The sequence below is a fragment of the Vibrio sp. Vb0349 genome (assembly GCF_033338975.1).
This window is the reverse complement of the sequence record NZ_JAWOTS010000017.1, coordinates 1-23,250: the sequence shown is the minus strand read 5'-3', so window position 1 is coordinate 23,250 and position 23,250 is coordinate 1. Positions and strand designations below refer to the sequence as shown.

The following is a 23,250-nucleotide window of genomic DNA, read 5'->3' as shown; positions in this document are numbered from 1 at the left end:
ACCACCGTCATTCTGAACAGCGAGGTACGAACGTGATTCAGAATCTGTTTTCAGAATACTGAGGATTTTTAGGGAAACTCTGAGTAAAAGAGTGTGCCTCAACAAGATTCCTGATCTCGCCTCGGCTCGTCGGAATGACGTGGTTTGGGTATATTGAAAAGGGACAGTGTTGGTAGCCATCCCCTTATCACACACTCTCGCTATATCTCATTCCAAACGCCAGACAAACAAAAAGGCCCTCAAATGAGGACCTTTCATCAATCAAATAATCAAACCGAATCGCAGAAATAGAACGAGTTCGCCTGAGTTATTTTCAAAAAATGTTAGGCGTAAACTGGTAGACGCTTACAAATTTCTAGCACTTTCTGTTTTGTCGCTTCGATAACTTCTTCGTTGCCGATGTTATCTAGAACGTCACACATCCAGTTTGCTAGCTCTTTTGCATCTTCTTCAGTGAAGCCACGGCGAGTGATCGCTGGCGTACCTACACGAATACCAGACGTTACGAATGGGCTGCGTGGGTCATTTGGTACTGAGTTCTTGTTTACAGTGATGTTTGCTGCACCTAGTGCCGCGTCTGCGTCTTTACCAGTGATATCTTTGTCGATTAGGTCAACAAGGAACAAGTGGTTTTCTGTACCGTTAGATACGATTTTGTAGCCACGCTCTTGGAACTGACCAACCATTGCTTTTGCGTTTTTCACTACGCGAGCTTGATAAGCTTTGAACTCTGGCTCCATCGCTTCTTTGAACGCTACTGCTTTACCAGCGATAACGTGCATTAGAGGGCCACCTTGACCACCAGGGAACACTGCTGAGTTCAATTTCTTGTACATATCTTCGCCAGCATTTGACAAGATAAGACCACCGCGAGGACCTGCTAGTGTTTTGTGCGTCGTTGTTGTTACCACGTGAGCATGCGGTACTGGTGTTGGGTATTCACCGGCGGCGATAAGACCAGCTACGTGCGCCATATCAACAAATAAGTAAGCACCTGCTTTGTCAGCGATTTCACGCATGCGTTTCCAATCAACGATTTGCGAGTAAGCAGAGAAACCACCGATGATCATCTTAGGTTTGTGTTCAAGTGCTAGCTGTTCCATCTCGTCGTAGTTGATTTGACCAGCTTCATCGATACCGTAAGGGATAACGTTGTAGTGCTTACCCGAGAAGTTTACTGGTGAACCGTGAGTTAGGTGACCACCGTGCGCTAGGCTCATGCCTAAAACTGTATCGCCAGGGTTAAGAAGCGCCATGTAAACTGCGCTGTTTGCTTGAGAACCTGAGTGAGGCTGTACGTTAGCGTACTCACAACCAAATAGTTGGCATGCACGCTCAATTGCTAGTGCTTCAGCTTTATCTACGTACTCACAACCGCCGTAGTAACGCTTACCTGGGTAGCCTTCAGCGTATTTGTTCGTTAGCTGAGAACCTTGCGCTTCCATTACACGTGGGCTTGTGTAGTTTTCAGAAGCGATAAGTTCAATGTGTTCTTCCTGGCGAAGAGTTTCTTCCTGGATAGCTGCGAACAGTTCCGCATCGTAATCTGCGATGTTCATATCACGCTTAAGCATCTGTATCTCCTGACTCAGATTAGTACTGAAAGTTGCAAAAAAACTGTTGAATGACCCGACGCAAACGTTTTCGTCACCCTAATGGCGCGCATTCTACATAATTTGATTTAGGTCATAAAGAGAAATTTACAATTTTTCTCATGCAGTTTTTTCATGATGACAAGCAATGTTTATCATGCCAGCATTGCAATCGCATAACGACAATCTATTGCCTGTCAAATTTGTGCTTTACACCCTGTAAAACAGCAATTACATAGGTTTACCGTAAATTTTACCCTCTAGCTACCGAAAAGATCATCTTTTTACTACTATGCACGCCTTATTTATCACAAATGACTGCAACATTGATGGAAAAACACTCATTAAAAGAAGACTGGATAGCGATTCTCACGGGTACCTTTTTAGTAGCTCAAGGCGTTTTCTTTCTCCAATCCGCGAACCTTCTAACGGGAGGCACGACTGGATTGGCTCTGCTTATTAGCCAATTTACACCTTTTACCTTTGGTGTGCTGTACTTTTTAGCAAACAGTCCTTTTTACTTACTAGCATGGAAACGCTTCGGCCGTCATTTCGCCATTAATAGTGCCATTTCTGGCGCGTTGGTTTCTATCTTTGCCGATCATCTTTATTTGCTAATCTCGCTCGAATCGGTAAATGAAGTTTATTGCGCCGTCGCAGGCGGGCTTTTAATGGGGCTCGGTATGCTGATCCTATTCCGACATCGCTCCAGCTTGGGTGGCTTTAACGTGCTGTGTTTGTTTATCCAAGACAAATTTGGCATTTCAGTTGGCAAAAGCCAAATGGCAATCGATGCATGTATCCTGTTTGCTTCATTCTTCTTTGTCACACCAGAAGTGATTGGCCTTTCAATTTTGGGGGCGTTTGCACTCAATCTCGTGTTAGCGATGAACCACAAACCGCACCGCTATTCCGTGACCTACGGTTCATAAATTTTTGATAATGATTGAAGCGCGATTTATAAGATTTCGCGCTCCAATCGCTATATAATACTTCGCGATTTCCAAATAGATCGGTACGGTATGCGCGACTTTCTGCAACAAGCTAAACAGACTCACAGTTGTATTGCGATTGGAGAGCTGATCTATAACCCGAAGACACAGACCCTTCATCAAGATGCTATCGCGATTGATCTTGAACCTCGCACCATTGAATTAGTAGAACTGCTGTTAACAAGCGTTGGCCACCCACTCTCTGCTGACACCATTATTGAAACCATTTGGCAGAGCAAGTTCATCTCTAAGAATGTGCTCACGAACCGCATTAGCACCTTACGTGCACTGCTACAGCAGTACTTACCCGAATACGATGCCGCTAAGCTTTTAGTCACTTACCCCCGCAAAGGCTACTTTCTTAACCCTGCCAATATTCGTTTAGTGCCACCAGCGAAAAACCATCGGCGCGTTATCTCAACCCAGGTGGCGAGTAATAAGAACTTCAAGCTGATTTTTGCTTACAGCTTATGTGCCATACTTGCGGTATGTAGCATGACACTCGCAAGCTTGTTATGGCAACGCCAAGAAATCTCAACACAACAAACACGTCATCAACTACTGATTTCCAAAGTCGAGCTACTACTCAACCGTGTCGATTCAATCGGCTCTCAGGCGCGAAAATACCGCATACTGGTCAAAGCCATCTTGCTGCAACAACAGGTCGAATATCCATACACCGACATCGCCAACCAAGATGCTCCCAGTTACTTTCTTGATCCTATCGGTCATACGCCATATTTCCCTGGCGCACGAAACATGCAGACCAGCGACTACGAGCTCAATATCGAGTTAAAAGACGGCGCAGAGCAAGGCATCTTGAAAGCGCAGATGAACCTTATTTATCCTGCGACGGGCAAGCTGGCGTTTCGCAATGAGTACACACTGCGTTTATCTGACCTACAATCGGATATTTTCCAAATGCACTCGGATGTCGCGCAATACTTCAATCTGCCTGCACCTTCGGCAAGTTCGTGGCAGCTTTCGAATATTCACAAAAAAATGTTATTCGAGAATGCCTTTTCTAGCCAACCTCTCAGACAATCTGATGAGTTTGCGGCTATAACAACGGCAAGACATCTCGCCTTATACGAGCACGAACATCAAAAGCTGGAAGCATATTTAACTCAAGTACAATCGTCGTTTGATGTTTTGCCAGATGAGCTGAGCCTCTGGTTAGGTCTATTGCATTTCAAATTAGGTAACTTAGACAGGGCAAAAGCCCTGTTAACGACACCAGATGGCGACTCACGTATCCAAAACGCACTGATTTATACCTTTGTGTCTCACATTGCTTATAAGCAGAACAAACTTGAACAGTTCCGTCTCAACTACATGGAATCACTGGTGGCGCTGCTGCGCGTTTTACCTTCCGAAACCTTGTTTGAGCGTCTTTCTCAATCTGAATCAAAAGAGACTTGCCTCCAACCATGGAAAACGTTGCATGTTAGTGTGACCGATCAAGAAATCATAAGCCGATGGAAAGCGCTCATTAACGAGTATTGCACTAATGTGGCCAACGAAATAACTCCAAATAAAACAAAGACCTAAATATAAAATTAAGCTTTCATTAACCCCTGTTATCTTTTGTTTTTTGCCCTTTTTCTCTCACTGAACTTAGCATGCTCGCATTCAAGCAACGGCCCAACATGAAGCGGCCTTATCAATCAGGAATGTAAACCATGCTAAACAAAATGACGCTTATCGCAGCAGCAACTCTGGCTCTTTACGGCTGTGGCGGAGGTTCGTCTTCTGGCAGTGCGAATCCAAACAAAGTGCCTCAAGAAAGTTTCGACGTCTCGATTCACAACTCCATTTTCGCTCCTGTACCAAACACACAATTGAGCTATTCGTTTAGCTTGGATGGCCAACCAGAGGGCGACATGAAACTGAGCTTCCAAGCGATGGATAGCGAGCAAATATTGGCAGCATTGGCACAAATCCCAAACAGCGAGGCAATGGTCCAGTTGGTTAATGACTTGATGAACTACGGCGCCGAACAGTTCTACTATTCAGACGAGCAGTACAACGACGACGAAGAGAGCAATACGCTTTACTTTGCAGGATCAGATGGTGCACTCCATGAAATCACTGACGCTTATTTCATTGGTCATCAGTTTATTGCCATGCTTATGCACAGCAGTCCGATTTTCCGCCTAAACGGTGACGACGTAAAAGAGAAAAGCCCGAATATTGACATCGGTGAAGAAACTATGTCTCTGCAAACCACTCTTACAGGCTACGCAGTTCACAACCTTCTAGACCGTTTTGAAGATCATGAGTGGGTACAAAACCTTCCTATGACAGCATCTTGCCAAGTGGTTTGGCAACAGCAAATCCGAGAGACTGGCGTGCGTAAAGCGTTCTCGATCTCAGGCAAGAAAATTGAAGCGGCATACCTGATGGAAGAGAACATCTACAACCTGAACTGTGATGACATGGACTCAATGGAGTTCGCTACTTCGGCAGAACGTTGGTTTAATCCGAGCTTAGGTCTGATTGAACAAATTGAACTACTAAAAGTACAACAAGTACAAATCAACGAAGAGAAAGTGCAGCTAACAGCGATTGAAACAAAATAAGCTCGCATTTTTAGAGATACCTCAATAAAAGAAGGCTTTGGGGAGCACACCAAAGCCTTCATCTCGAACATCAATCTTAGGGGTGATGACACCCGAGTTTATTCTTCTATCAATAAAATACGAGTTTCGTAAGGTCGTAACACTTGATGGTTTGACGCGACTGCGCTCGCTGAGTTTTGATAGTTAGATAGCAAGTTTTTCGCTTTACTCATATCAAAAAGTTCTGGCAGAACGCATTCCTCCTCTTCTGCGTAGTAGTTATTGATACACAGCAGCGTTTGCTTATCGTTCTGACGAGCGTAAGCGAAAATACGTTTGTGCTCTGGCAGCAGGTCCTCGTAACGGCCATCGGTGATGACTGGAACCTGTTTACGCAGTTCAATCAGACGCTTGTAAAAGTAGAACACCGAGTTCAAATCGGCAACCGCAGCTTCAGCATTGATTTCAGAGTAATTCTGCGCCACTTCAAGCCACGGCGTGCCCTCAGTAAAGCCCGCGTGTTTTGCACTGTTCCATTGCATTGGTGTACGTGAGTTATCACGCGACTTCTGTGCCAAGATCGCCATCATATCGTCATGAGATACACCATCACGGTTGACCATGATGTCGTACATGTTAGTACTTTCAACATCACGATATTGGCTGATTTCGGTATAACCCGGGTTGGTCATGCCGATCTCTTCCCCCTGGTAAACATAAGGTGTGCCTTGCATCATGTGCACTGATGCCGCAAGCATCTTGGCAGATTCAACACGGTATTGCTCGTCGTTACCTAATCGGCTCACAACGCGTGGCTGGTCGTGGTTACACCAGAACAGCGCCCCCCACCCTTTGCCATTTAAGCCCGTTTGCCAATGATTGAAGATCTGTTTTAACTGAATGAAATCAAACGGCGCTTTGGTCCATTTTTCACCATTTGGATAATCGACTTTCAGATGATGGAAGTTGAACACCATGGATAGCTCTTTGCCGTCTAGCGAAGAATATTGCTGGCAGTGCTCTAGTGTGGTGGAAGACATTTCACCCACCGTCACGCTGCCGTATTTTTGAAACACAGATTCGCTAATCTCTTGAAGGTATTCGTGCACGCGTGGGCCGTCGGTGTAGAAGCGGCGACCATCACCAATATCATCACTTGGAAAATCTTGCTGCTTGGAAATCAGGTTGATAACGTCGAGACGGAAACCATCCACTCCTTTTTCTGCCCAGAAGCTGATGACTTCTTTCACTTCTTCACGCACTACTGGGTTTTCCCAGTTTAAGTCCGCTTGCTCTTTAGCAAAAAGGTGCAAATAGTACTGGCCTGTTTTTTCATCCAGCGCCCAAGCGTTGCCACCAAACTTTGATTGCCAGTTGTTTGGTTCAGCACCATCTACCGGATCTTTCCAGATGTAGTAATCACGGTATGGGCTGTTTTTATCACCCAGTGCGGATTGGAACCACTTGTGTTCTGTCGACGTGTGGTTCACTACAATGTCCATGATGATACGAATGCCCAACTGATGCGCTTCTGCTAGCAAAGTATCGAAATCTTCCATAGTGCCGAACTGTGGATTGATCGAGTAGTAATCGGAGATGTCATAACCGTTGTCGATCATTGGCGATTGGTAAACCGGCGTCAGCCAAATCGCATCCACACCAAGATGCTTAAGATAATCCAGCTTAGAAATGATCCCTTTGATGTCGCCCGTGCCTTTACTGCCACTGTCACAAAAGCTTTTTGGGTAAATTTGATAGATGGTTGCGGTTTTCCACCAGCTCTCATCATGCTTGGTCATAGCCATTTCTAACACTCACTTACCAGTAATCGGAAACTTAAAATTTGAAAAGAAAAAATAGGAGGAGGCAGCCAAGTCACTGCCTCAAATAGAATTACGCGTTTGCAGGCTCAAGCTCACCTTTGGCTTGTGCACGCTTATAAAGAATTAACGTTAATGCAGCAGGTACCAGCATTGCGACTAACATAGCCAAAGCAAAAATGCCCCAGAACTGCGGTTGGATAGACAAGATGCCCGGCAAACCGCCCACACCGATACCGTTCGCCATTACGCCCGCACTACCACAAATAGCAGCAGCACACGCACTACCGATCATCGCGCTCAGCATTGGGAACTTGTATTTCAAGTTGATGCCGTACATCGCCGGTTCAGTCACGCCAAGGTAAGCAGAGATAGCCGCAGGCACTGAGATATCACGCTCGCCGTGTTTTTTACTGATGATAATGATGCCGACGACCGCAGACGCTTGAGCAATGTTTGAAAGTGCAATCAGAGGCCAAATTGGCGTACCGCCTAGCTCTTGCATCAGTTGAAGGTCTACCGCGTTGGTAGTGTGGTGAATACCAGTAATGACCAATGGCGCGTATAGGAAGCCGAAGATGGTTGAGCCAATCATAGCGAAGTCACCCGTCATGGCTGCTTTTGCTGCGAAAGCAACGCCGTCACCCAACATACGACCGAATGGACCAATGATAGAGTGCGCAAGAATCACAGACACAATGATTGAGACAAACGGCACGACCACTAGGTAAAGGTAAGACGGAATGATGCGTTTTAAGTTGGTTTCAATAAACGCCAGTGCCATACCAGCAAGCATTGCTGGAATCACTTGCGCCTGATAGCCCACTTTCTCGATGGCGAATAAGCCAAAGTCCCACACTTCGGGTACTTGCTTACCAATCAGGTAGGCGTTCATCAACTGTGGCGAAACCAATGTTACACCAAGCGTGATACCCAGAATCGGAGTACCGCCGAACTTTTTCACTGTCGACCAACACACGCCAACTGGTAGGAAGAAGAAGATCGCCTCACCAATCAGCCATAAGAAAGAGTGTACCGTAGCCCAAAACTGGCTGATTTCCGTTAGCGTTTGACCATCAAACATCTTGATGTCGCCAATCACGTTACGGAAGCCAAGAATCAGACCACCGGTAATGATCGCAGGTAGCAGTGGTACAAAGATTTCTGCAAGGTGGGAAATACCACGCTCAACGATATTCATGTTTTGACGAGCAGCGTTCTTCGCTTCGTCTTTGCTGGCTTCACTTTTACCCGTCAGTCCGATCAGTACCTTGTAAACTTCATCCACTTCAGTACCGATAACCACTTGGAACTGGCCTGCGTTGGTAAAACAGCCCTTCACCATCGGTAATGCTTCTAACTGTTTCGTATCTGCTTTGTCCGTATCATTTAGAACAAAACGCAAGCGAGTTAAACAGTGACTTACACTGGCAATATTGTCCGGCCCCCCGACCAGCTCAATAAGACGCTCCACGTCTTTACGCGCAATCTTACTCATAACTTTGTCCACCCTGTATTGGATACATTCGATTCATCATTTTGTTTTTATAAATGGGAACATTCCCATTTCTTAATTTTAATATTGCCATCCGAAGACAAAAAACAAAATGGGAACAGTCCCATTAATTGAGAATGATCACAGTATAATTTTAGAGCAGATCGTTTTAGTGTGGATTAACAAACGATAGGCTGTTGAGTAAAGTGAACCACTTCCTCATCACCATTTAATTGATTGATCAGCATGTTAGCGGACTTCTCACCTGCAAGGGTATAACCTGGGTCGACACTAAATACTTTAGGGAAAAGGAAAGAGAGCAATTCATTACCACCAACACCTGTCACAACCACGTCTTCACGGCCTAACTCTTGAAGACGCTTAATCACGCCCAACGCGATGGTGTCACTGGCGCACACGATGGCCTGAGTATCAGATTGAAGGACTTTGTCTACCAACTGATAAGCACTTTCATGGCTCAACTTACCCGTTTGGAAACAAGGTGCAATTTGCTTGCGTTGACACCAAGCTTTATAAGCATTTAGACGAGCTAAGCCAGTGGTTTTGTCTTCAGGATCAACACCAATATAAGCAATGCGAGATAAAGATTGCTGCTCAAGATGAGACAAAGCCATGTCTATCACACCTTGGTTGTCGTAGTTGATCGAAGAAACCATTTGCGTGTCCATCGCGATCACAACGATACGATTACCCCACTCTGCCAATGCTCGCTCATCACATCCAGTAAAACCAAACACGATCACCCCATCGACGTTGCGACGTTTAAGCACATCCAAATGTTCATTGGTTTTATCGCGATCGAATTGGCTCTCCATGATCACCGCATCATAACCAGCGGAATACAAAGCATTGAGCATGGTACCAACGGCGCGATTTTCTGATGGTGAGTCTAAACGGGAGATGATAACCCCAATAACTTTTTGGCTGCCGCCACGCATTGATTGCGCAGATTTGGACGGCACATAACCAGATTCACGAATGATTTGCTCAACCTTCTCTCGCGTTTGGGGTTTCACTTTTGGATCGTTAGTAAGCACACGGCTTACTGTTGATTTGCCCACGCCTGCCAATTTTGCGATATCAAGAATGGTGAGTTTTTTGCTCATAAGTGTTCAGACTAAAAGAAGGAATCAAACAAAAGGGAAGCAGTGGCTTCCCTTAACTCAGTCAGTAATGAAGATTACTTGTTTAAGTACGCAGGCACATCCGCAATGCTATCTAATACTACCGTTGCAATGGCTTCGCCCTGTTCTGTTACTGGCTTACCAGTGCGAACCAAAATCTTAGTGCCAACGCCTGCCGCTTCTGCTGCCATCATGTCTTCAGCTTTATCGCCGATCATCACAGATTTCTCCATGTCGATCTTCAAGAAGTCACGTGCAGAAATGAACATGCCTGGTTTTGGCTTACGGCACTCACAATCTTGCTTGTACTCACCAATGCCATGTTCAGGATGATGTGGGCAGTAGTAGATGCCATCGAACTCAACGCCATTATCAGCGAAGTTCCAGTCCATCCACTGAGTCAGAGATAAGAAACGGTCTTCGCTGAATTTACCACGTGCAATGCCAGATTGATTGGTCACAAGCACCAACAGGTAGCCTTTATCTTTCAGCGCTTTTGTCGCTTCAAAGACACCATCAATGTACTCAAAATCATGTTCGTCATGAACGTAGCCGTGGTCAACGTTTATTACGCCATCACGATCGATAAAAACAGCAGGTTTTGCCAAAACGTATTTCTCTATTAACTCGGTTTAATCAGATTATTACATACCTTATAAACTTCAACACTATCTAATTCATTCTAGGCCTCGACAAAACGGTTGATTTGTTGGGCAAGAATCGGTAAATCTGAGGGTGCCCTGCCGTCTACCTCCTGCTTGTTATCTATACATCTTCGTTTCAAAACAGAACATCCATACATTTAGACGTCTAGACGTAAAAATATCTATTGACTTCATTCTGCTTAACCCATAGCATCAACTGAAAATTGAGATAAAGCTCAACATTAAGTTCTGTCAAAGGCCGTTTTTGACAGCGAAGTTCCCCGTATCTTTGGGCAGGTTGAAACATGATAGAAATAAAAAACGTCAATAAAGTGTTCTACCAAGGCAGTAAGGAAATCCTTGCCCTGAAAGACATTAACCTACACATCGACAAAGGCACCATCTTTGGTGTTATCGGTTCATCAGGTGCTGGTAAAAGTACGCTGATTCGCTGTGTCAACATGCTAGAAGCACCGACCTCTGGTTCCATCATCGTTGATGGTGTAGATCTAACCAAACTCAGTAAAAAACAACTAGTCGAAACACGCCGTAACATTGGCATGATCTTCCAGCACTTTAACCTGCTTTCGTCTCGTACTGTGTTTGATAATGTGGCATTACCCCTAGAACTGGCAGGTAAAGACAAATCGCAAATCACAACAAAAGTAACTGAGTTGCTAAAGCTTGTAGGCTTAGCCGACAAACACGAGAGCTACCCATCTAACTTAAGTGGCGGACAAAAACAGCGTGTGGCAATTGCTCGTGCATTGGCATCCGATCCTAGCGTGCTGCTTTGTGATGAGGCCACTAGTGCACTAGACCCGGCAACAACTCAATCTATCCTTGAGTTATTGAAAGAGATCAACCGCAAACTCAACATCACGATTTTACTTATCACTCACGAAATGGAAGTCGTAAAAAGCATCTGTCACGAAGTAGCAATCATCGGTGGTGGTGAGCTGGTGGAAAAAGGCACCGTTGGCGATATTTTTGCGCACCCTAAGACAGAACTAGCGCACCAATTCATTCGCTCAACGCTGGATCTTTCCATTCCTGAAGATTACCAAGCACGTCTGCAAGCAGAGCGTGTTGATGGCAGCTACCCGTTGGTTCGCTTAGAGTTTACTGGCGCAACCGTTGATGCACCGTTAATGTCGCAAATTTCTCGTAAATACAATATTGATGTGAGTATTTTGAGTTCCGACCTTGATTACGCTGGTGGCGTGAAATTCGGCATGATGGTCGCAGAGCTATTTGGTAACGAAGAAGATGACAACGCAGCTCTTGAATACCTGCGTAAGCACAACGTAAAAGTAGAGGTACTTGGTTATGTCCTTTAATACGATTTCTGAATGGCTGAGTTTAAACAGCAAACTACTTTTAGGTGCAACGTGGGAAACGCTTTACATGGTTGCGGTTGCCGGATTAGTCGGCTTTGCTGTGGGTATTCCATTAGGCGTAATCCTCCATATTACTAAAAAAGGCGGCCTACTTGAAAACACCAAACTAAATAGCGGCTTAGGCGCTATCGTTAACATTGGTCGCTCAGTGCCATTCCTCGTACTGATGGTTGCGATTATTCCAGTGACAAAAATGCTGGTTGGAACCTTTATCGGTACAACCGCAGCAATCGTCCCACTGACTATTGGCGCCATTCCTTTTGTCGCTCGTCTTATTGAAGGTGCTTTATTAGAAGTACCGACAGGCTTGGTGGAAGCTGCGCAGTCAATGGGGGCGACACCAACACAGATCATCACAAAAGTTCTACTGCCTGAAGCAATGCCGACTATTGTTAACTCAGTAACGATTACCTTGGTCACTCTCGTTAGCTACTCAGCTATGGCGGGTACGGTAGGCGGCGGCGGCCTAGGCGACGTAGCCATCCGTTACGGTTTCCACCGCTACGATGTAACTATCATGGCCGTGACTGTCGTGATGTTGATTGTTCTAGTACAGATTATTCAGTCTATCGGTGACGCAGTGGTGCGCCGTGTAGACCACAGATAAGCATCAAAAATACAAATTATAAGGAGATAAAGATGAAATTTAGCCTTAAAGGTCTTTTGACTGTAGCAACGGCCGCCTCTGCTCTTGCTCTAGCGGGTTGCGGCGACAAAGAAGTAGACGTAAACAAAGTAAAAGTTGGCGTTATTGCTGGTGCTGAAGCACAAGTAGCCGAAGTTGCCGCTAAAGTAGCAAAAGAGAAATACAACCTAGATGTTGAGCTAGTAACATTTACCGATTACGTAACACCAAACGCCGCTCTGGATGATGGTTCAGTAGACGCGAATGCGTTCCAGCACAAACCATACCTAGACCAACAAGTGAAAGACCGCGGCTACAAACTGGCTATCGCGGGTAACTCATTCGTTTACCCTATTGCTGGTTACTCAAAGCAAGTAAAATCAATTGATGAAATTCAAGATGGCGCACGCATCGCAGTACCAAACGACCCAACTAACCTAGGTCGCTCACTACTGCTTCTTGAGCAACAAGGTTTGATTACGCTACGTGATGGCGTTGGTCTACTCGCTACAGTACGTGACATCGTAGGCAACCCTAAAAATATCGAAATCATTGAACTAGAAGCCCCACAGCTTCCGCGTTCATTGGATGACGTAACGCTATCAATCATCAACACCACTTACGCAAGCTCTATCGACCTATCGCCAGAGCGTGACGGCGTGTTCGTTGAAGATAAAGACTCACCATACGTAAACCTAATTGTCGCTCGCGAAGAAAATGTTAATGCGCAAAACGTACAAAACTTCGTAAAAGCTTACCAAACGGAAGAAGTTTACGAAGCGGCAAAAGAGCTGTTCAAAGGCGGTGTTGTGAAAGGTTGGTAATCCCACCTTTCAAAACATGACTGAAAACAACGTTCTAAACATAAACGTTCTAAACACAAAAGGGCTGATGTGAAAACATCAGCCCTTTCTATTTGTCTATCTACCCATTTAAGTAGCTTCAATTCGCTACTTAAGATGGTCCCAAGAGATATTCGACACGATTCGGCAGTCATCACACTTAAAATGAAATATGTCATGTAGTGGCTCATCGAGTAGCCACTCGCCATCGCATTTTGGACACTTGCGCGCTTTCTCGCTCTCCAGCGACTGACCACCGACACGATACTGGTAATAGTACGTAGGGATCTTCGTGATGTATTCGATACGGCCACGTAAGTCCCAACCTCGGCGAAACAGCACACTATCCACATCGCAAATTTCGTGCAGCGCCGCATGTTCCGCTCGGCAACCCCCTGCCATTTGGATTTCATCACAAGCTTGCCACTCAGTCTGCCACTTAATGACGGCTTTATGGTCTCCATTAAGTGTTGGCTCATTACGATACAAAGGAATTGGCAACAGGGTTTCACCACTTCGCAAAGGCGAACACGTATGAACATAAGTCGTGTACAACACTTGCCAGCTAGGTGTCTCTTCTTCGGCTGCTTGTTCTGAATTCAAATCACGCCCCAGCATACGCATTTTCGGAGCAAGCAAAGACGCATCCGACAAACGGTTCATGCACACTTTGACGAAATCTGAGTGATAACGTGGATGCAAGCTGTCTTGTTCTGGGCAAACAACACGAACGAAAAATTCACCTTCTCCCATCACTATCGGGAATTCACGACCTAATACTTGGCCGTTGTAACGCAGAGCATCCATCAAGCCATTAATGGCTTTGTCTACCGCGCTGACGGTGGTGTTATCAAAACACTCAAACTGCAACTCAACAACATACATACTTAGACGGCAGCCTCTAACTTATTCAAGAACTCAACCAATGAATCTGCCAATACATCACGTTTAGAGGTGCCCAAACGCTCTAGAATCACATTGCCAGTGAGGTTACAAATAGAAATCACATCCATTTCCTCATCTGTCGCTGCGATAAATACTGTTGGTTTAAGTTTCAAGCGGCGCTGAGTCACCAAATGACCAAGAATATTTTCTTGTAGACGCACGAAATCGTCATCGCTCCACACTTGCAGCAGCGTCAACGAATTACCTTGCCAAGTTGCCTCCATATCGGCGCAGTATTGAGAACCATAAAAGGCTTTAACATCATCTTGTAGTGACAACTCAATCGCATTTTCCACATTGGTGAAATCGGCCATTTCATCACGTGCGACCGCTTTCCAAAGCACCTCTCCATCACGCTTCTCTTCGACACAAGGAGAAACAAGATCTGCAAGCTCTTCACTGCTTGGCAACTCATTGTGCTTAGCTTGCCAAGCTTGTTGGTAGCGCAGGCTGAACTCTTGTAGCGCCTGAGTAACGTTTTGGGTCATGAAGGTCTCCTCATTCCTTATTTATCAGATAGCCGTACTTGCCGGATGGCAATTGACCAGCGGATTCAGTAAAATTCTCGCCATTCTAATCGAAAACGACCACAAAGTATGAGCAAATATTCTGACGCTAAAGAGCTTGCTGGCCTAACACTAGGTAAAACGACCGAGTATGCGAACCAGTATGACCCAAGCTTGCTGCAACCAGTCCCTCGCAGCCTGAACCGAGATGACCTTCAGTTAGGCGATACTCTGCCTTTCATGGGGCACGACATTTGGACGCTGTATGAACTGTCTTGGTTAAATAGTAAAGGTTTACCACAAGTGGCCGTTGGCGAAGTATACATTCCAGCCACCAGCGCAAACTTGATTGAATCGAAGTCTTTCAAACTGTACTTAAACAGCTACAACCAAACCCGCTTTGCAAGCTGGGAAGAAGTGACTGAGCGTTTAACACAAGACCTTTCTGAATGCGCAGGTGAAAAGGTGCTGGTTGAGGTGAATCCAGTGACCCACTATACCAATCAACCTATCGTAACAATGGACGGTGAATGTATTGATGACCAAGACATTAACATCACCAGTTACGATTTCGATGCCGATTTGCTTGAAGGTGCAGCAGGTGAAGTACAAGTTGAAGAGGTGCTACATAGCCACCTATTGAAATCAAACTGTTTGATCACTAACCAACCCGACTGGGGCAGTGTAGAAATTCGCTACCAAGGCGCAAAAATAGATCGTGAGAAGCTGTTACGTTACTTAGTGTCTTTCCGCGAGCACAATGAGTTCCACGAACAGTGTGTAGAGCGTATTTTTACGGATCTAATGAAATACTGCCAACCAAGCAAACTGACCGTATTTGCCCGCTATACGCGCCGTGGAGGCTTGGATATCAACCCTTACCGCTCAACGGAACAAGATAAGCCAGCTCACAATCACCGTATGGCTCGTCAGTAAGCGCATAGGCAACAGAAATAAGTTCGGCAATCTAAAGGGTTGCCGGACGTTTTTATTGTCCAAGCATGTTACTATATCAAATGGCTTCAACCCGCATTTAAACGGCTAATTGAGGCTTTTCGCCGTTATCGCCATATCTAAAAACAGTTCGAGGGAACGAAAGGATGTTTTGGGACAGTTCGCGTCTATTCAAGTTGATTGGCTTTCTTTGCTTGCTGTTTGTACAGCCACTTCATGCAACCATTTTATCGTCCGCGTTACTCAACGAAGCACAACAATTGGCGGAAATAGAGCCATCACAAGCAAAACAAGCGGCAACCAACTATTTGTCACAGCGTGAGCTAACAGAACGCAAAGAAAGTGACAGCCCTTCAGCCATGTCTCGCGACGAAACAGATCGTAGCGTTCGCACACCAAGCAGCACCATCGAAGCGCACAAGATTATCGCTCAGGCAGATTACGCCATGGGTAATGTTCGTTCGGCTATCGAGCACCTAAATAAAGCGGAACGCTTAGCGCAAGAATATCAATTGCCGTACATGGACTTAGATCTACAGCTGATGCGCAACCAAATGATTTGGATGTACGACGAAAACTACTCAAAAGCGGAAGACACGCTTAACCAAATTGAACAACAGCTCGATGAAGCCGATGCCGTATTACAACGCACCGACAGCGTTCGCTACCGACTAGTGATGCAAAGAGCACTCCTCGCTTCACATAGTGGCGATATCATTAAAGCGGAAAACTTGTACTCTGAAGCAAAGACCATGCTTGACGATAGCCGCTCTGAGTTAGCCTTGATCGACTACTACACTGCCGTCGGCGAGTTTTACCTCAATAGCAAGAAGTACAATTTGGCTTTGTCAGAACTGCTATACGGTTATTGGCAATCTATTGAAAGTAACAGTGGTGCAAGATTAGCAAAAGTGAATCGCCTTTTGGCTAGGCTCTTCCAGGAGCGACGAGTGTACGACAAAGCGATCGAATACTTATCTCAAGCCGCAGATTTTTATGACTCCTACCCTAGCTCTCCGATCCTAGCGGACGTCCTAGAGCAAATGGGCGACATCTACTTTTATCAGGGTAAGTTTAATCTTGCGTTAGTGCATTACTTCAACGTGCTTGACCATGAAAGTACCAGTAAGAACATCAATAGAATCATTAAGATTCGCTTAAGCTTGGCGGCTACCTACCTACAACTCTATAACTACGCGCTAGCAGAGCAGTACTTAGACCGCTCTAAAGAGCTTTTAGAATACACCAATATTCCTAAGCTTGAAGCAAAGGCAGCCCTGCTTCAGTCAGGTCTGGCTTATCATCAAAATGACAGTAAAGACGTCATTACTAATGCAAAGCTGGCGTTAGCGCTTGCTGAAAAGTCACCTGAAAATAACAACTTCATTAAGCAGCAGTCATACCGTTTACTTGGGTTGGGTTACGAGCAGGCAGGCGAATACAAACTTTCTCTGCAAGCTTATAAAAAATACACCAACCTCGTTCGTCTAGAACAAAAGCAGCTTAACCAAATCAGTGAGGATGCGTTCCGTCAGCAAAAAGAATTTGCCGAACAAACCATCCATTACATCGGTCAATCAGAACGCTTAGAGCAAGTGGAAAGAGAGCATCGTAAATTCCAGAAAATCTCATTTGCATTGTTTATTACTGTCTTGGTCATGTTTTTGTTCATTATGCGCCGTGGGGTCATTATGCAGCGCCAAGCAAGTGAAATCGAAAAACTGCGTAACGACCTCTTCACCCACTCTCGCTCTCGTTTACGTAACTTGCGTATGCTGAATGTTAAGCTTTCTCGCTCATTGAAAAAGTCGAGCGAAACTTTCGAGCAATGGCAAATGGGTGAATTGATCCACGAACCACTTAATGATCGCCTACGCTTTGTTATGATCGATTTGCCATTCTTACGAAGCATGTACGTCCATAACGGCTATAAGGCAGGTCTAGAACTAGAACGGGCATTTGGCGACTTCCTTGCGGAAAAAATAGAAAAACCGTCGCGTCTTTACCATTTCTCAGATGCGAACTTACTCTATATAGAACCGAACGCTGACCGTGATGCTTCTGCCGAAGTCATGTTCGAAAAATTCCAGACTTGGGTGGATGAGTTCGCTCAGCAGCACAACGTCAATCGTATTATTCGTATGGGCATCAGTGATTATCCGTTCTTACCCCGAGCCTACACTGCAATTAACGATGAGGAATTACTCGATCTGTTGTTGCTTGCGACTCACATCGCACGAGAAGTCAGCTTGAAGGATAAGCAAAGCCACTGGGTGTTCTTAAAAGCCATCGATAATGCGCCTGCTGCTAGCTTTGCAACAGGTAACATAAGAACTGCCTGTCAACATGCCATTAGCCAAGGCCTGATCAAGATCCATTCGTCCTACAAGAATGAGGACGACATCAAGAAAATATTAAAAAATGGATAATTAAACGCCTGTTGAACGTAATAACTAATGACGCTATAAAGTTTTTTGTTATTATCAGATAATTGTCAGTAGTACATGGACTTAACCGTAGTCACTTCATGGGAATCTTGGAATCCGATATTCAGTCGCAGCTGCATCAGCTGAGTTGTCAACTTGACCAACTCAGACTGACTCATCGTGATACTTCACTCAAATTCAAACGTGAACAACAAGTTCTTAAACGCGTTGTGGCATCATTGTCTTCAGCTTGCCAGGGTTCGAATACTCAGGTATCCAACTACCTATTTGAAATCCAACAAGAGCTGCAACATCAAAAAGATATCAGCACTCTTATCCCGCGTTTAGCGGTATTAGAGAGGATGCTCAAACAGCAGTCGAAGACGATGGATAAACAAAACGGTTACCTTGACGAACAAATCAAGCACAGTGGTGAAACACTGCAACGTGTCACGGGCTTACCTGCGCAGTTAAAACGTGAACTACGGAACCTGATGAGTTTCTCTGAAGTTCACGCCAGCAATAAAGCTGATCAAGCCACTAAGCTACTGAGTATTTACGAACGCGCTCTGAAAATCATCACGTCTAATTCACGTCTACATCTTAGTGAATTTGAAAACAATCCCGACAGATCTCAGCTTGAGTGCTTAGCCAGCGACCTCCAACATACTATTACAGAGCTGGATTTCGAGGGAGAATCAGGCGATAGATTGCTGGATATTCGCGCTAAGTTGCTCCTTAGCGTGAGTGCCGAGTCTCTCATTGAGCTTACGCTCTCAACGCTGAAATTGGTTGTCGAAGCAACAAAGTTCGAGCGCGAGGCGTCTAGCCAATTCCTTGATCAGCTGAACACTTCTCTCGCAAGTAACCTAAAAACCGTTCATCAGAACGTCGACCAGCATCATACCTACTTTGAACACCGCCAAGAGCTCAACACAGAAATGAACAGCTTGGTTGAATTAAGCCAAAAGTCACTTAATCAAGCTCAAGATATCGCGGTTGTGAAAAAAGAAATCACGCCTCTTCTCGAAAAAATGGCGTCGCTGACAGAGCGACTGAAAATGACGGAAGAGCGAGAGCAAGCGCTGCAAGAGCGGTTAAGTTACAGTAAGAACCAACTCGAAGCGGTATTTGAAACTACGCAAGATTATCGTCGACGCTTAGATGACCAAGCTCAGCGTATGTTGCTCGACCCGCTGACTAAAGTTTATAACCGCACTGCATTTAACGATCGACTAGAGCTAGAGTATCGCCGTTGGATTCGCTCTCAGCAAAACCTTCGTGTTGTGCTATTTGATGTAGACAACTTCAAAGCGGTGAATGATAGCTATGGTTATACGGCTGGCGATAAAGCGCTGAAGATCATCGCTCGTACTATTAACAAGCGCGTATCAGAAACGGAAACAGTAGCTCGCTTTGGTGGCGAGGAGTTTATTCTACTCGTCCCGGAACAATCTGAAGAATACACACTGGATCTGATTAAGCATATCCAGCGTGATATTAGCCAATTACCCTTTAAGTTCCGTGAGCAAAATATCATGATTACCTTAGCTGCTGTATCGACGTCTTTCAAAGAGTCCGATACGCCAGAGTATGTGCTCGATCGTCTTGGCAAGATGCTTGCGGACGCTAAAAAACGTGGAACAAACCAGCTTAACTGGAGCTAAGATTCGTACAAAAAGCGAGCAAACAAACCAAATTTGGTGCAATCTACGCTTTATAACCACCCATTTTCAACGAGTTATCACATTTCTTCCCTTTTAGTCTGCTAAGCTGTAAAAACCCAAGTCACTTCAAGATGATGTATTTATAAAAGGCAAATGTATCATCTTGAGGTTGCTTGGGAGTTGATAACCATAAAACCAAATCGGCCAACTACCTTTCATCAAACCATACGTATAACACCAAAAAGGTAAGTTGGTACTTTCCCTCAAATTAATGCAACACAAGGAGGCGTTATGATTACCCATATAAGCCCCGCTGGTAGCATGGACTTGCTATCTCAACTAGAAGTAGAGCGCTTAAAGAACACAGCCTCGAGTGAACTTTATCAGCTGTACCGTAATTGCACATTAGCGGTGTTGAACTCCGGTAGCCATACCGATAACTCGAAAGAACTGCTCGATAAATACCAATCGTTTGATGTCAACGTCGTGCGTCGTGAGCGTGGTATTAAGCTTGAGCTGACTAATCCGCCAGAGCACGCTTTTGTTGACGGCGAAATAATTAAAGGTATCCAAGAGCATCTGTTCTCCGTATTGCGTGATATCGTTTACGTAAACATGCATTTGGCAGACGCCCAACGGCTCAACCTTACTAACCCAATTCACATTACGAACCTCGTGTTCGGCATTCTTCGTAATGCCAGAGCATTAACTCCAGGTATCGCACCGAATCTTGTCGTATGTTGGGGTGGTCACTCTATCAATGGAGTGGAGTATCAGTACACACGTGAAGTGGGTAACGAACTGGGCCTGCGTGAACTTAACATCTGTACAGGTTGCGGCCCTGGCGCAATGGAAGGGCCGATGAAAGGTGCAGCAATTGGGCACGCAAAGCAACGTTATACTCAGCAACGTTATCTTGGTTTAACCGAACCCTCGATTATTGCTGCCGAGCCACCAAACCCAATAGTAAATGAACTGGTCATCATGCCCGACATCGAAAAGCGCTTGGAAGCTTTCGTCCGTATGGCTCATGGTATCGTTATTTTCCCAGGAGGTCCGGGCACAGCGGAAGAGCTACTGTACATTCTTGGCATCATGATGCACCCGGATAACGCCGATCAGCCAATGCCTATCGTATTAACAGGACCAAAAGAAAGTGAAGAGTACTTCCGCTCTATTGATGAGTTCATTCGCGACACACTTGGTGAGGAAGGGCAAAAGCACTACGAGATCATCATTGACGACCCGGCAGAAGTCGCTCGTATTATGAAACGCTCCATGGACTCGGTACGCCTTCACCGAAAAGAGAAAGGCGATGCGTACAGCTTTAACTGGTCATTGAAAATTGAGCCCAACTTCCAACTGCCATTTGAACCTACTCATGAGTCGATGGAACAATTGGATTTAAGCCTAGATCAAGAACCGCAAGTTTTAGCGGCCAACTTGCGTCAAGCCTTCTCTGGTATAGTGGCAGGTAACGTAAAGGCTGAAGGTATTCGAGAAATAGAACGTAGAGGGCCTTTCACCATTCATGGAGACGCAGTCCTCATGAAAAAACTCGATAAGTTGCTAAAAGACTTTGTCGAACAGCACCGAATGAAATTACCTGGCGGTTCAGACTACGAACCGTGTTATCGAATCGCTCACCCGGAAATTGGTGGTCGATAGTCAGGCTAGCATTCGTTACACTAGGGGCATTACGCCCCTTTTTTTATTGCTAAGTCATTATGTCTATTCATCTTGTTATCATTGATGCCCTAAACCTGATCCGCCGAGTGCACTCAGCACAACCAGATCCAACCGACATAGCAAGAACCATAACCACAACGCAAAGAACCCTCACTCGCATTCTGTCAGAGGCCAACCCGACACACATCATCGCAGTTTTTGATCACCACGAACAAGACAGAGGTTGGCGCGCTGAAATTCTCCCTGACTATAAGCAAAACCGAAAACCAATGCCTCTGCCACTACTGCAAGGGTTAGATGCGATTCAACAAGCGTGGTGGGAGCAAGGTATTGATTCATTGCTGTCTGAAGGCGATGAAGCAGATGATTTGGTTGCTACACTCGCAACGAAAGTGGCCAGCCATGGTGAAAAAGTCACCATCGTTTCGACTGACAAAGGTTACTGCCAGCTACTTTCCCCTACCCTACAAATCCGTGATTATTTCCAACATCGTTGGTTAGATGAACCATTTATCGAAAAAGAGTTCGGCGTAAAACCAAATCAACTAGCGGACTACTGGGGATTGACAGGGATAAGCTCTAGCCAAGTTCCGGGCGTACCTGGAATTGGCCCGAAAGCAGCGAAAGAGATTCTCACTCAGTTTGAGAGTATTGAAGCTGCCTACGCTAGTGAAGATCTCGTACCGAAATACCGTAAAAAATTGGATGAGCACATTGAGTCTGCTCGTTTATGTAAACGCGTCGCCGCTTTAAAGTGCGATATCGAACTAGGCTTTAACTTGCAAGATATTCGCTTTGTAGGGCCAAACAAAGCAGAGTAGTGCCCGATGGTAGTTTCACACAATGAAATCCGGCAGATATTAAAAAAGCGCCATTTGAAGGCGCTTTTTCTATTCTAATCACTATTCCCAAAAGACTCGGGGAATAAAGTTAGTAAGGTGAAATATTCGACAGACATTGGATATGAATCGTGATTTCTTCACGATCATGATACAAATGTTTAGCTTGTAGCTTGAACTTTACCTTATTATCAATGAGGAACTGCTTCAGATTTTCAAGGTCTTGCAGCACTTCGTCATAACGCCCTTTCATTGGCAGCTTAAGGTTAAAGATGGCCTCTTTTGCCCAACCTTTTAACAGCCACTGTCCCATCAGGTGAGCAACACGAGCTGGCTTTTCCACCATGTCACAAACAATCCATGTTACGTTCTTGCGGTCTGGTTCGAACTTAAAACCATCCACCATATGGTGCTTGATCTGGCCAGTTTCCATCAAACTGTCTGCCATCATGCCGTTATCAACGCAGTGAACGAACATTGAGCGCTTCACTAATTGGTACGTCCAACCGCCTGGACATGCACCTAAATCCACACCCCACATACCTGGTGCCAAACGCTCATCCCACTCTTCACGTGGAATAAAGACATGAAATGCTTCTTCCAGTTTAAGTGTTGAACGACTTGGAGCGTCTGCTGGGAATTTAAGGCGAGGGATACCCATGAAGAACTGTGAGTTGTTGTCAGTGTAAGAGTAACCAACGTAACAGTGGCCAGGCTCAACAAAGCAAATGTGCAGTACTGGTTTTTTCGCGTTATCTTTGTTCAGCATTAAGCCTTTGCCGCGCAACGCTTGACGCATTGGGACGGTAAACTTACGGCAGAATTTCAGTAGCTCTTTCGCTTCATTTGTATCTGGCGTTTCAATTCTCAAATCACCACAACGAGGGAATGCTTCAATGTCTGCTAGTTCATTCAAAATTGGACTAATGCGGTCATCACTTGGCAACGATTGAAACTCAGCTGCTACCGCAAACATTTGTCGAGCAAAAATTAAAGACTTAAAGTCTAAACCTCTCGCAAGTTTGTCGGCATCTCCATCTTGGTAACACTCGAAGACAACATAACCTGAGTTTCTCTTCACACGAGGGAAGCCATACACTTCCAACTG

At 45.2% G+C, this 23,250-nt stretch carries 19 protein-coding genes; 11 read left to right on the top strand and 8 right to left on the bottom strand.

Annotation, left to right across the window (positions count from 1 at the left end; genetic code table 11):
* Positions 1 to 323 precede the first annotated feature (323 nt).
* Entirely contained in the window at positions 324 to 1,574 is a 1,251-nt protein-coding gene (glyA, locus tag R7Q47_RS16815) for a serine hydroxymethyltransferase (protein ID WP_005381985.1), read from the bottom strand.
* Positions 1,575 to 1,921: 347 nt separating this feature from the next.
* Between glyA and R7Q47_RS16810 the strand changes: the two genes are divergently transcribed.
* From R7Q47_RS16810 to R7Q47_RS16800, 3 genes are all read left to right on the top strand, one after another.
* Complete coding sequence (locus R7Q47_RS16810) at positions 1,922 to 2,524, top strand: YitT family protein (RefSeq protein ID WP_017635671.1); 603 nt, start codon at positions 1,922 to 1,924, stop codon at positions 2,522 to 2,524.
* Between the two features lie 90 nt (positions 2,525 to 2,614).
* Entirely contained in the window at positions 2,615 to 4,135 is a 1,521-nt protein-coding gene (locus R7Q47_RS16805; protein WP_154204791.1) for a transcriptional regulator, read from the top strand.
* Positions 4,136 to 4,266: 131 nt separating this feature from the next.
* Positions 4,267 to 5,166 carry a hypothetical protein gene (locus R7Q47_RS16800; protein ID WP_154204792.1) on the top strand — a complete coding sequence of 300 codons (900 nt, stop codon included), beginning with the start codon at positions 4,267 to 4,269 and terminating at the stop codon, positions 5,164 to 5,166.
* A gap of 98 nt (positions 5,167 to 5,264) precedes the next feature.
* Here the strand turns inward: R7Q47_RS16800 and treC are convergent, their stop codons facing one another.
* From treC to gmhB, 4 genes are all read right to left on the bottom strand, one after another.
* The gene (treC, locus tag R7Q47_RS16795; RefSeq protein ID WP_225473466.1) at positions 5,265 to 6,950 is read right to left on the bottom strand and encodes an alpha,alpha-phosphotrehalase; all 1,686 of its coding nucleotides are present in this window, start codon (positions 6,948 to 6,950) and stop codon (positions 5,265 to 5,267) included.
* 88 nt (positions 6,951 to 7,038) lie between these two features.
* The gene (treB, locus tag R7Q47_RS16790) at positions 7,039 to 8,463 is read right to left on the bottom strand and encodes a PTS trehalose transporter subunit IIBC (RefSeq protein WP_154204794.1); all 1,425 of its coding nucleotides are present in this window, start codon (positions 8,461 to 8,463) and stop codon (positions 7,039 to 7,041) included.
* 176 nt (positions 8,464 to 8,639) lie between these two features.
* A complete protein-coding gene (gene treR, locus R7Q47_RS16785; RefSeq protein WP_005381960.1) occupies positions 8,640 to 9,587 on the bottom strand; it encodes a trehalose operon repressor TreR in 948 nt (315 codons plus the stop codon).
* A gap of 74 nt (positions 9,588 to 9,661) precedes the next feature.
* Complete coding sequence (gene gmhB / locus R7Q47_RS16780; protein WP_005381961.1) at positions 9,662 to 10,213, bottom strand: D-glycero-beta-D-manno-heptose 1,7-bisphosphate 7-phosphatase; 552 nt, start codon at positions 10,211 to 10,213, stop codon at positions 9,662 to 9,664.
* A 341-nt stretch (positions 10,214 to 10,554) separates the two neighbouring features.
* On the opposite strand from gmhB, the gene metN reads away from it, so the two are divergent.
* The 3 genes from metN to R7Q47_RS16765 are packed head-to-tail and all read left to right on the top strand — an operon-like array spanning position 10,555 to position 13,098.
* Positions 10,555 to 11,589 (top strand): methionine ABC transporter ATP-binding protein MetN, encoded by a 1,035-nt coding sequence (metN, locus tag R7Q47_RS16775; protein ID WP_005381962.1) that lies wholly within the window; start codon positions 10,555 to 10,557, stop codon positions 11,587 to 11,589.
* Entirely contained in the window at positions 11,579 to 12,256 is a 678-nt protein-coding gene (locus tag R7Q47_RS16770) for a methionine ABC transporter permease (protein WP_005383604.1), read from the top strand. The genes metN and R7Q47_RS16770 overlap by 11 nt, the downstream gene beginning before the upstream one ends.
* 32 nt (positions 12,257 to 12,288) lie before the next feature.
* Positions 12,289 to 13,098, top strand: coding sequence for a MetQ/NlpA family lipoprotein (locus tag R7Q47_RS16765; protein ID WP_005381966.1), 810 nt, complete (start codon positions 12,289 to 12,291; stop codon positions 13,096 to 13,098).
* 126 nt (positions 13,099 to 13,224) lie between these two features.
* Here R7Q47_RS16765 and R7Q47_RS16760 read toward each other — a convergent pair whose 3' ends face one another.
* Both R7Q47_RS16760 and syd read right to left on the bottom strand, forming a co-directional pair.
* The gene (locus R7Q47_RS16760) at positions 13,225 to 14,001 is read right to left on the bottom strand and encodes a Zn-ribbon-containing protein (RefSeq protein ID WP_005383605.1); all 777 of its coding nucleotides are present in this window, start codon (positions 13,999 to 14,001) and stop codon (positions 13,225 to 13,227) included.
* A gap of 2 nt (positions 14,002 to 14,003) precedes the next feature.
* Complete coding sequence (gene syd / locus R7Q47_RS16755) at positions 14,004 to 14,549, bottom strand: SecY-interacting protein (RefSeq protein ID WP_213874897.1); 546 nt, start codon at positions 14,547 to 14,549, stop codon at positions 14,004 to 14,006.
* A gap of 108 nt (positions 14,550 to 14,657) precedes the next feature.
* Here syd and queF point away from each other — a divergent pair, with 108 nt between their 5' ends.
* From queF to xni, 5 genes are all read left to right on the top strand, one after another.
* Positions 14,658 to 15,503 carry an NADPH-dependent 7-cyano-7-deazaguanine reductase QueF gene (gene queF / locus R7Q47_RS16750; protein WP_005383608.1) on the top strand — a complete coding sequence of 282 codons (846 nt, stop codon included), beginning with the start codon at positions 14,658 to 14,660 and terminating at the stop codon, positions 15,501 to 15,503.
* 164 nt (positions 15,504 to 15,667) lie between these two features.
* Positions 15,668 to 17,950, top strand: coding sequence for a tetratricopeptide repeat protein (locus R7Q47_RS16745; RefSeq protein ID WP_017635678.1), 2,283 nt, complete (start codon positions 15,668 to 15,670; stop codon positions 17,948 to 17,950).
* Between the two features lie 98 nt (positions 17,951 to 18,048).
* On the top strand, positions 18,049 to 19,614 hold the full coding sequence (locus tag R7Q47_RS16740; protein ID WP_248487411.1) for a GGDEF domain-containing protein: 1,566 nt from the start codon (positions 18,049 to 18,051) through the stop codon (positions 19,612 to 19,614).
* Between the two features lie 291 nt (positions 19,615 to 19,905).
* Entirely contained in the window at positions 19,906 to 21,282 is a 1,377-nt protein-coding gene (gene ppnN, locus R7Q47_RS16735) for a nucleotide 5'-monophosphate nucleosidase PpnN (RefSeq protein WP_005383611.1), read from the top strand.
* Between the two features lie 59 nt (positions 21,283 to 21,341).
* Complete coding sequence (gene xni, locus R7Q47_RS16730; protein WP_005383612.1) at positions 21,342 to 22,124, top strand: flap endonuclease Xni; 783 nt, start codon at positions 21,342 to 21,344, stop codon at positions 22,122 to 22,124.
* A 109-nt stretch (positions 22,125 to 22,233) separates the two neighbouring features.
* Here the strand turns inward: xni and rlmM are convergent.
* A partial coding sequence (rlmM, locus tag R7Q47_RS16725; protein ID WP_318073011.1) for a 23S rRNA (cytidine(2498)-2'-O)-methyltransferase RlmM occupies positions 22,234 to 23,250 on the bottom strand: 1,017 nt, incomplete at its 5' end.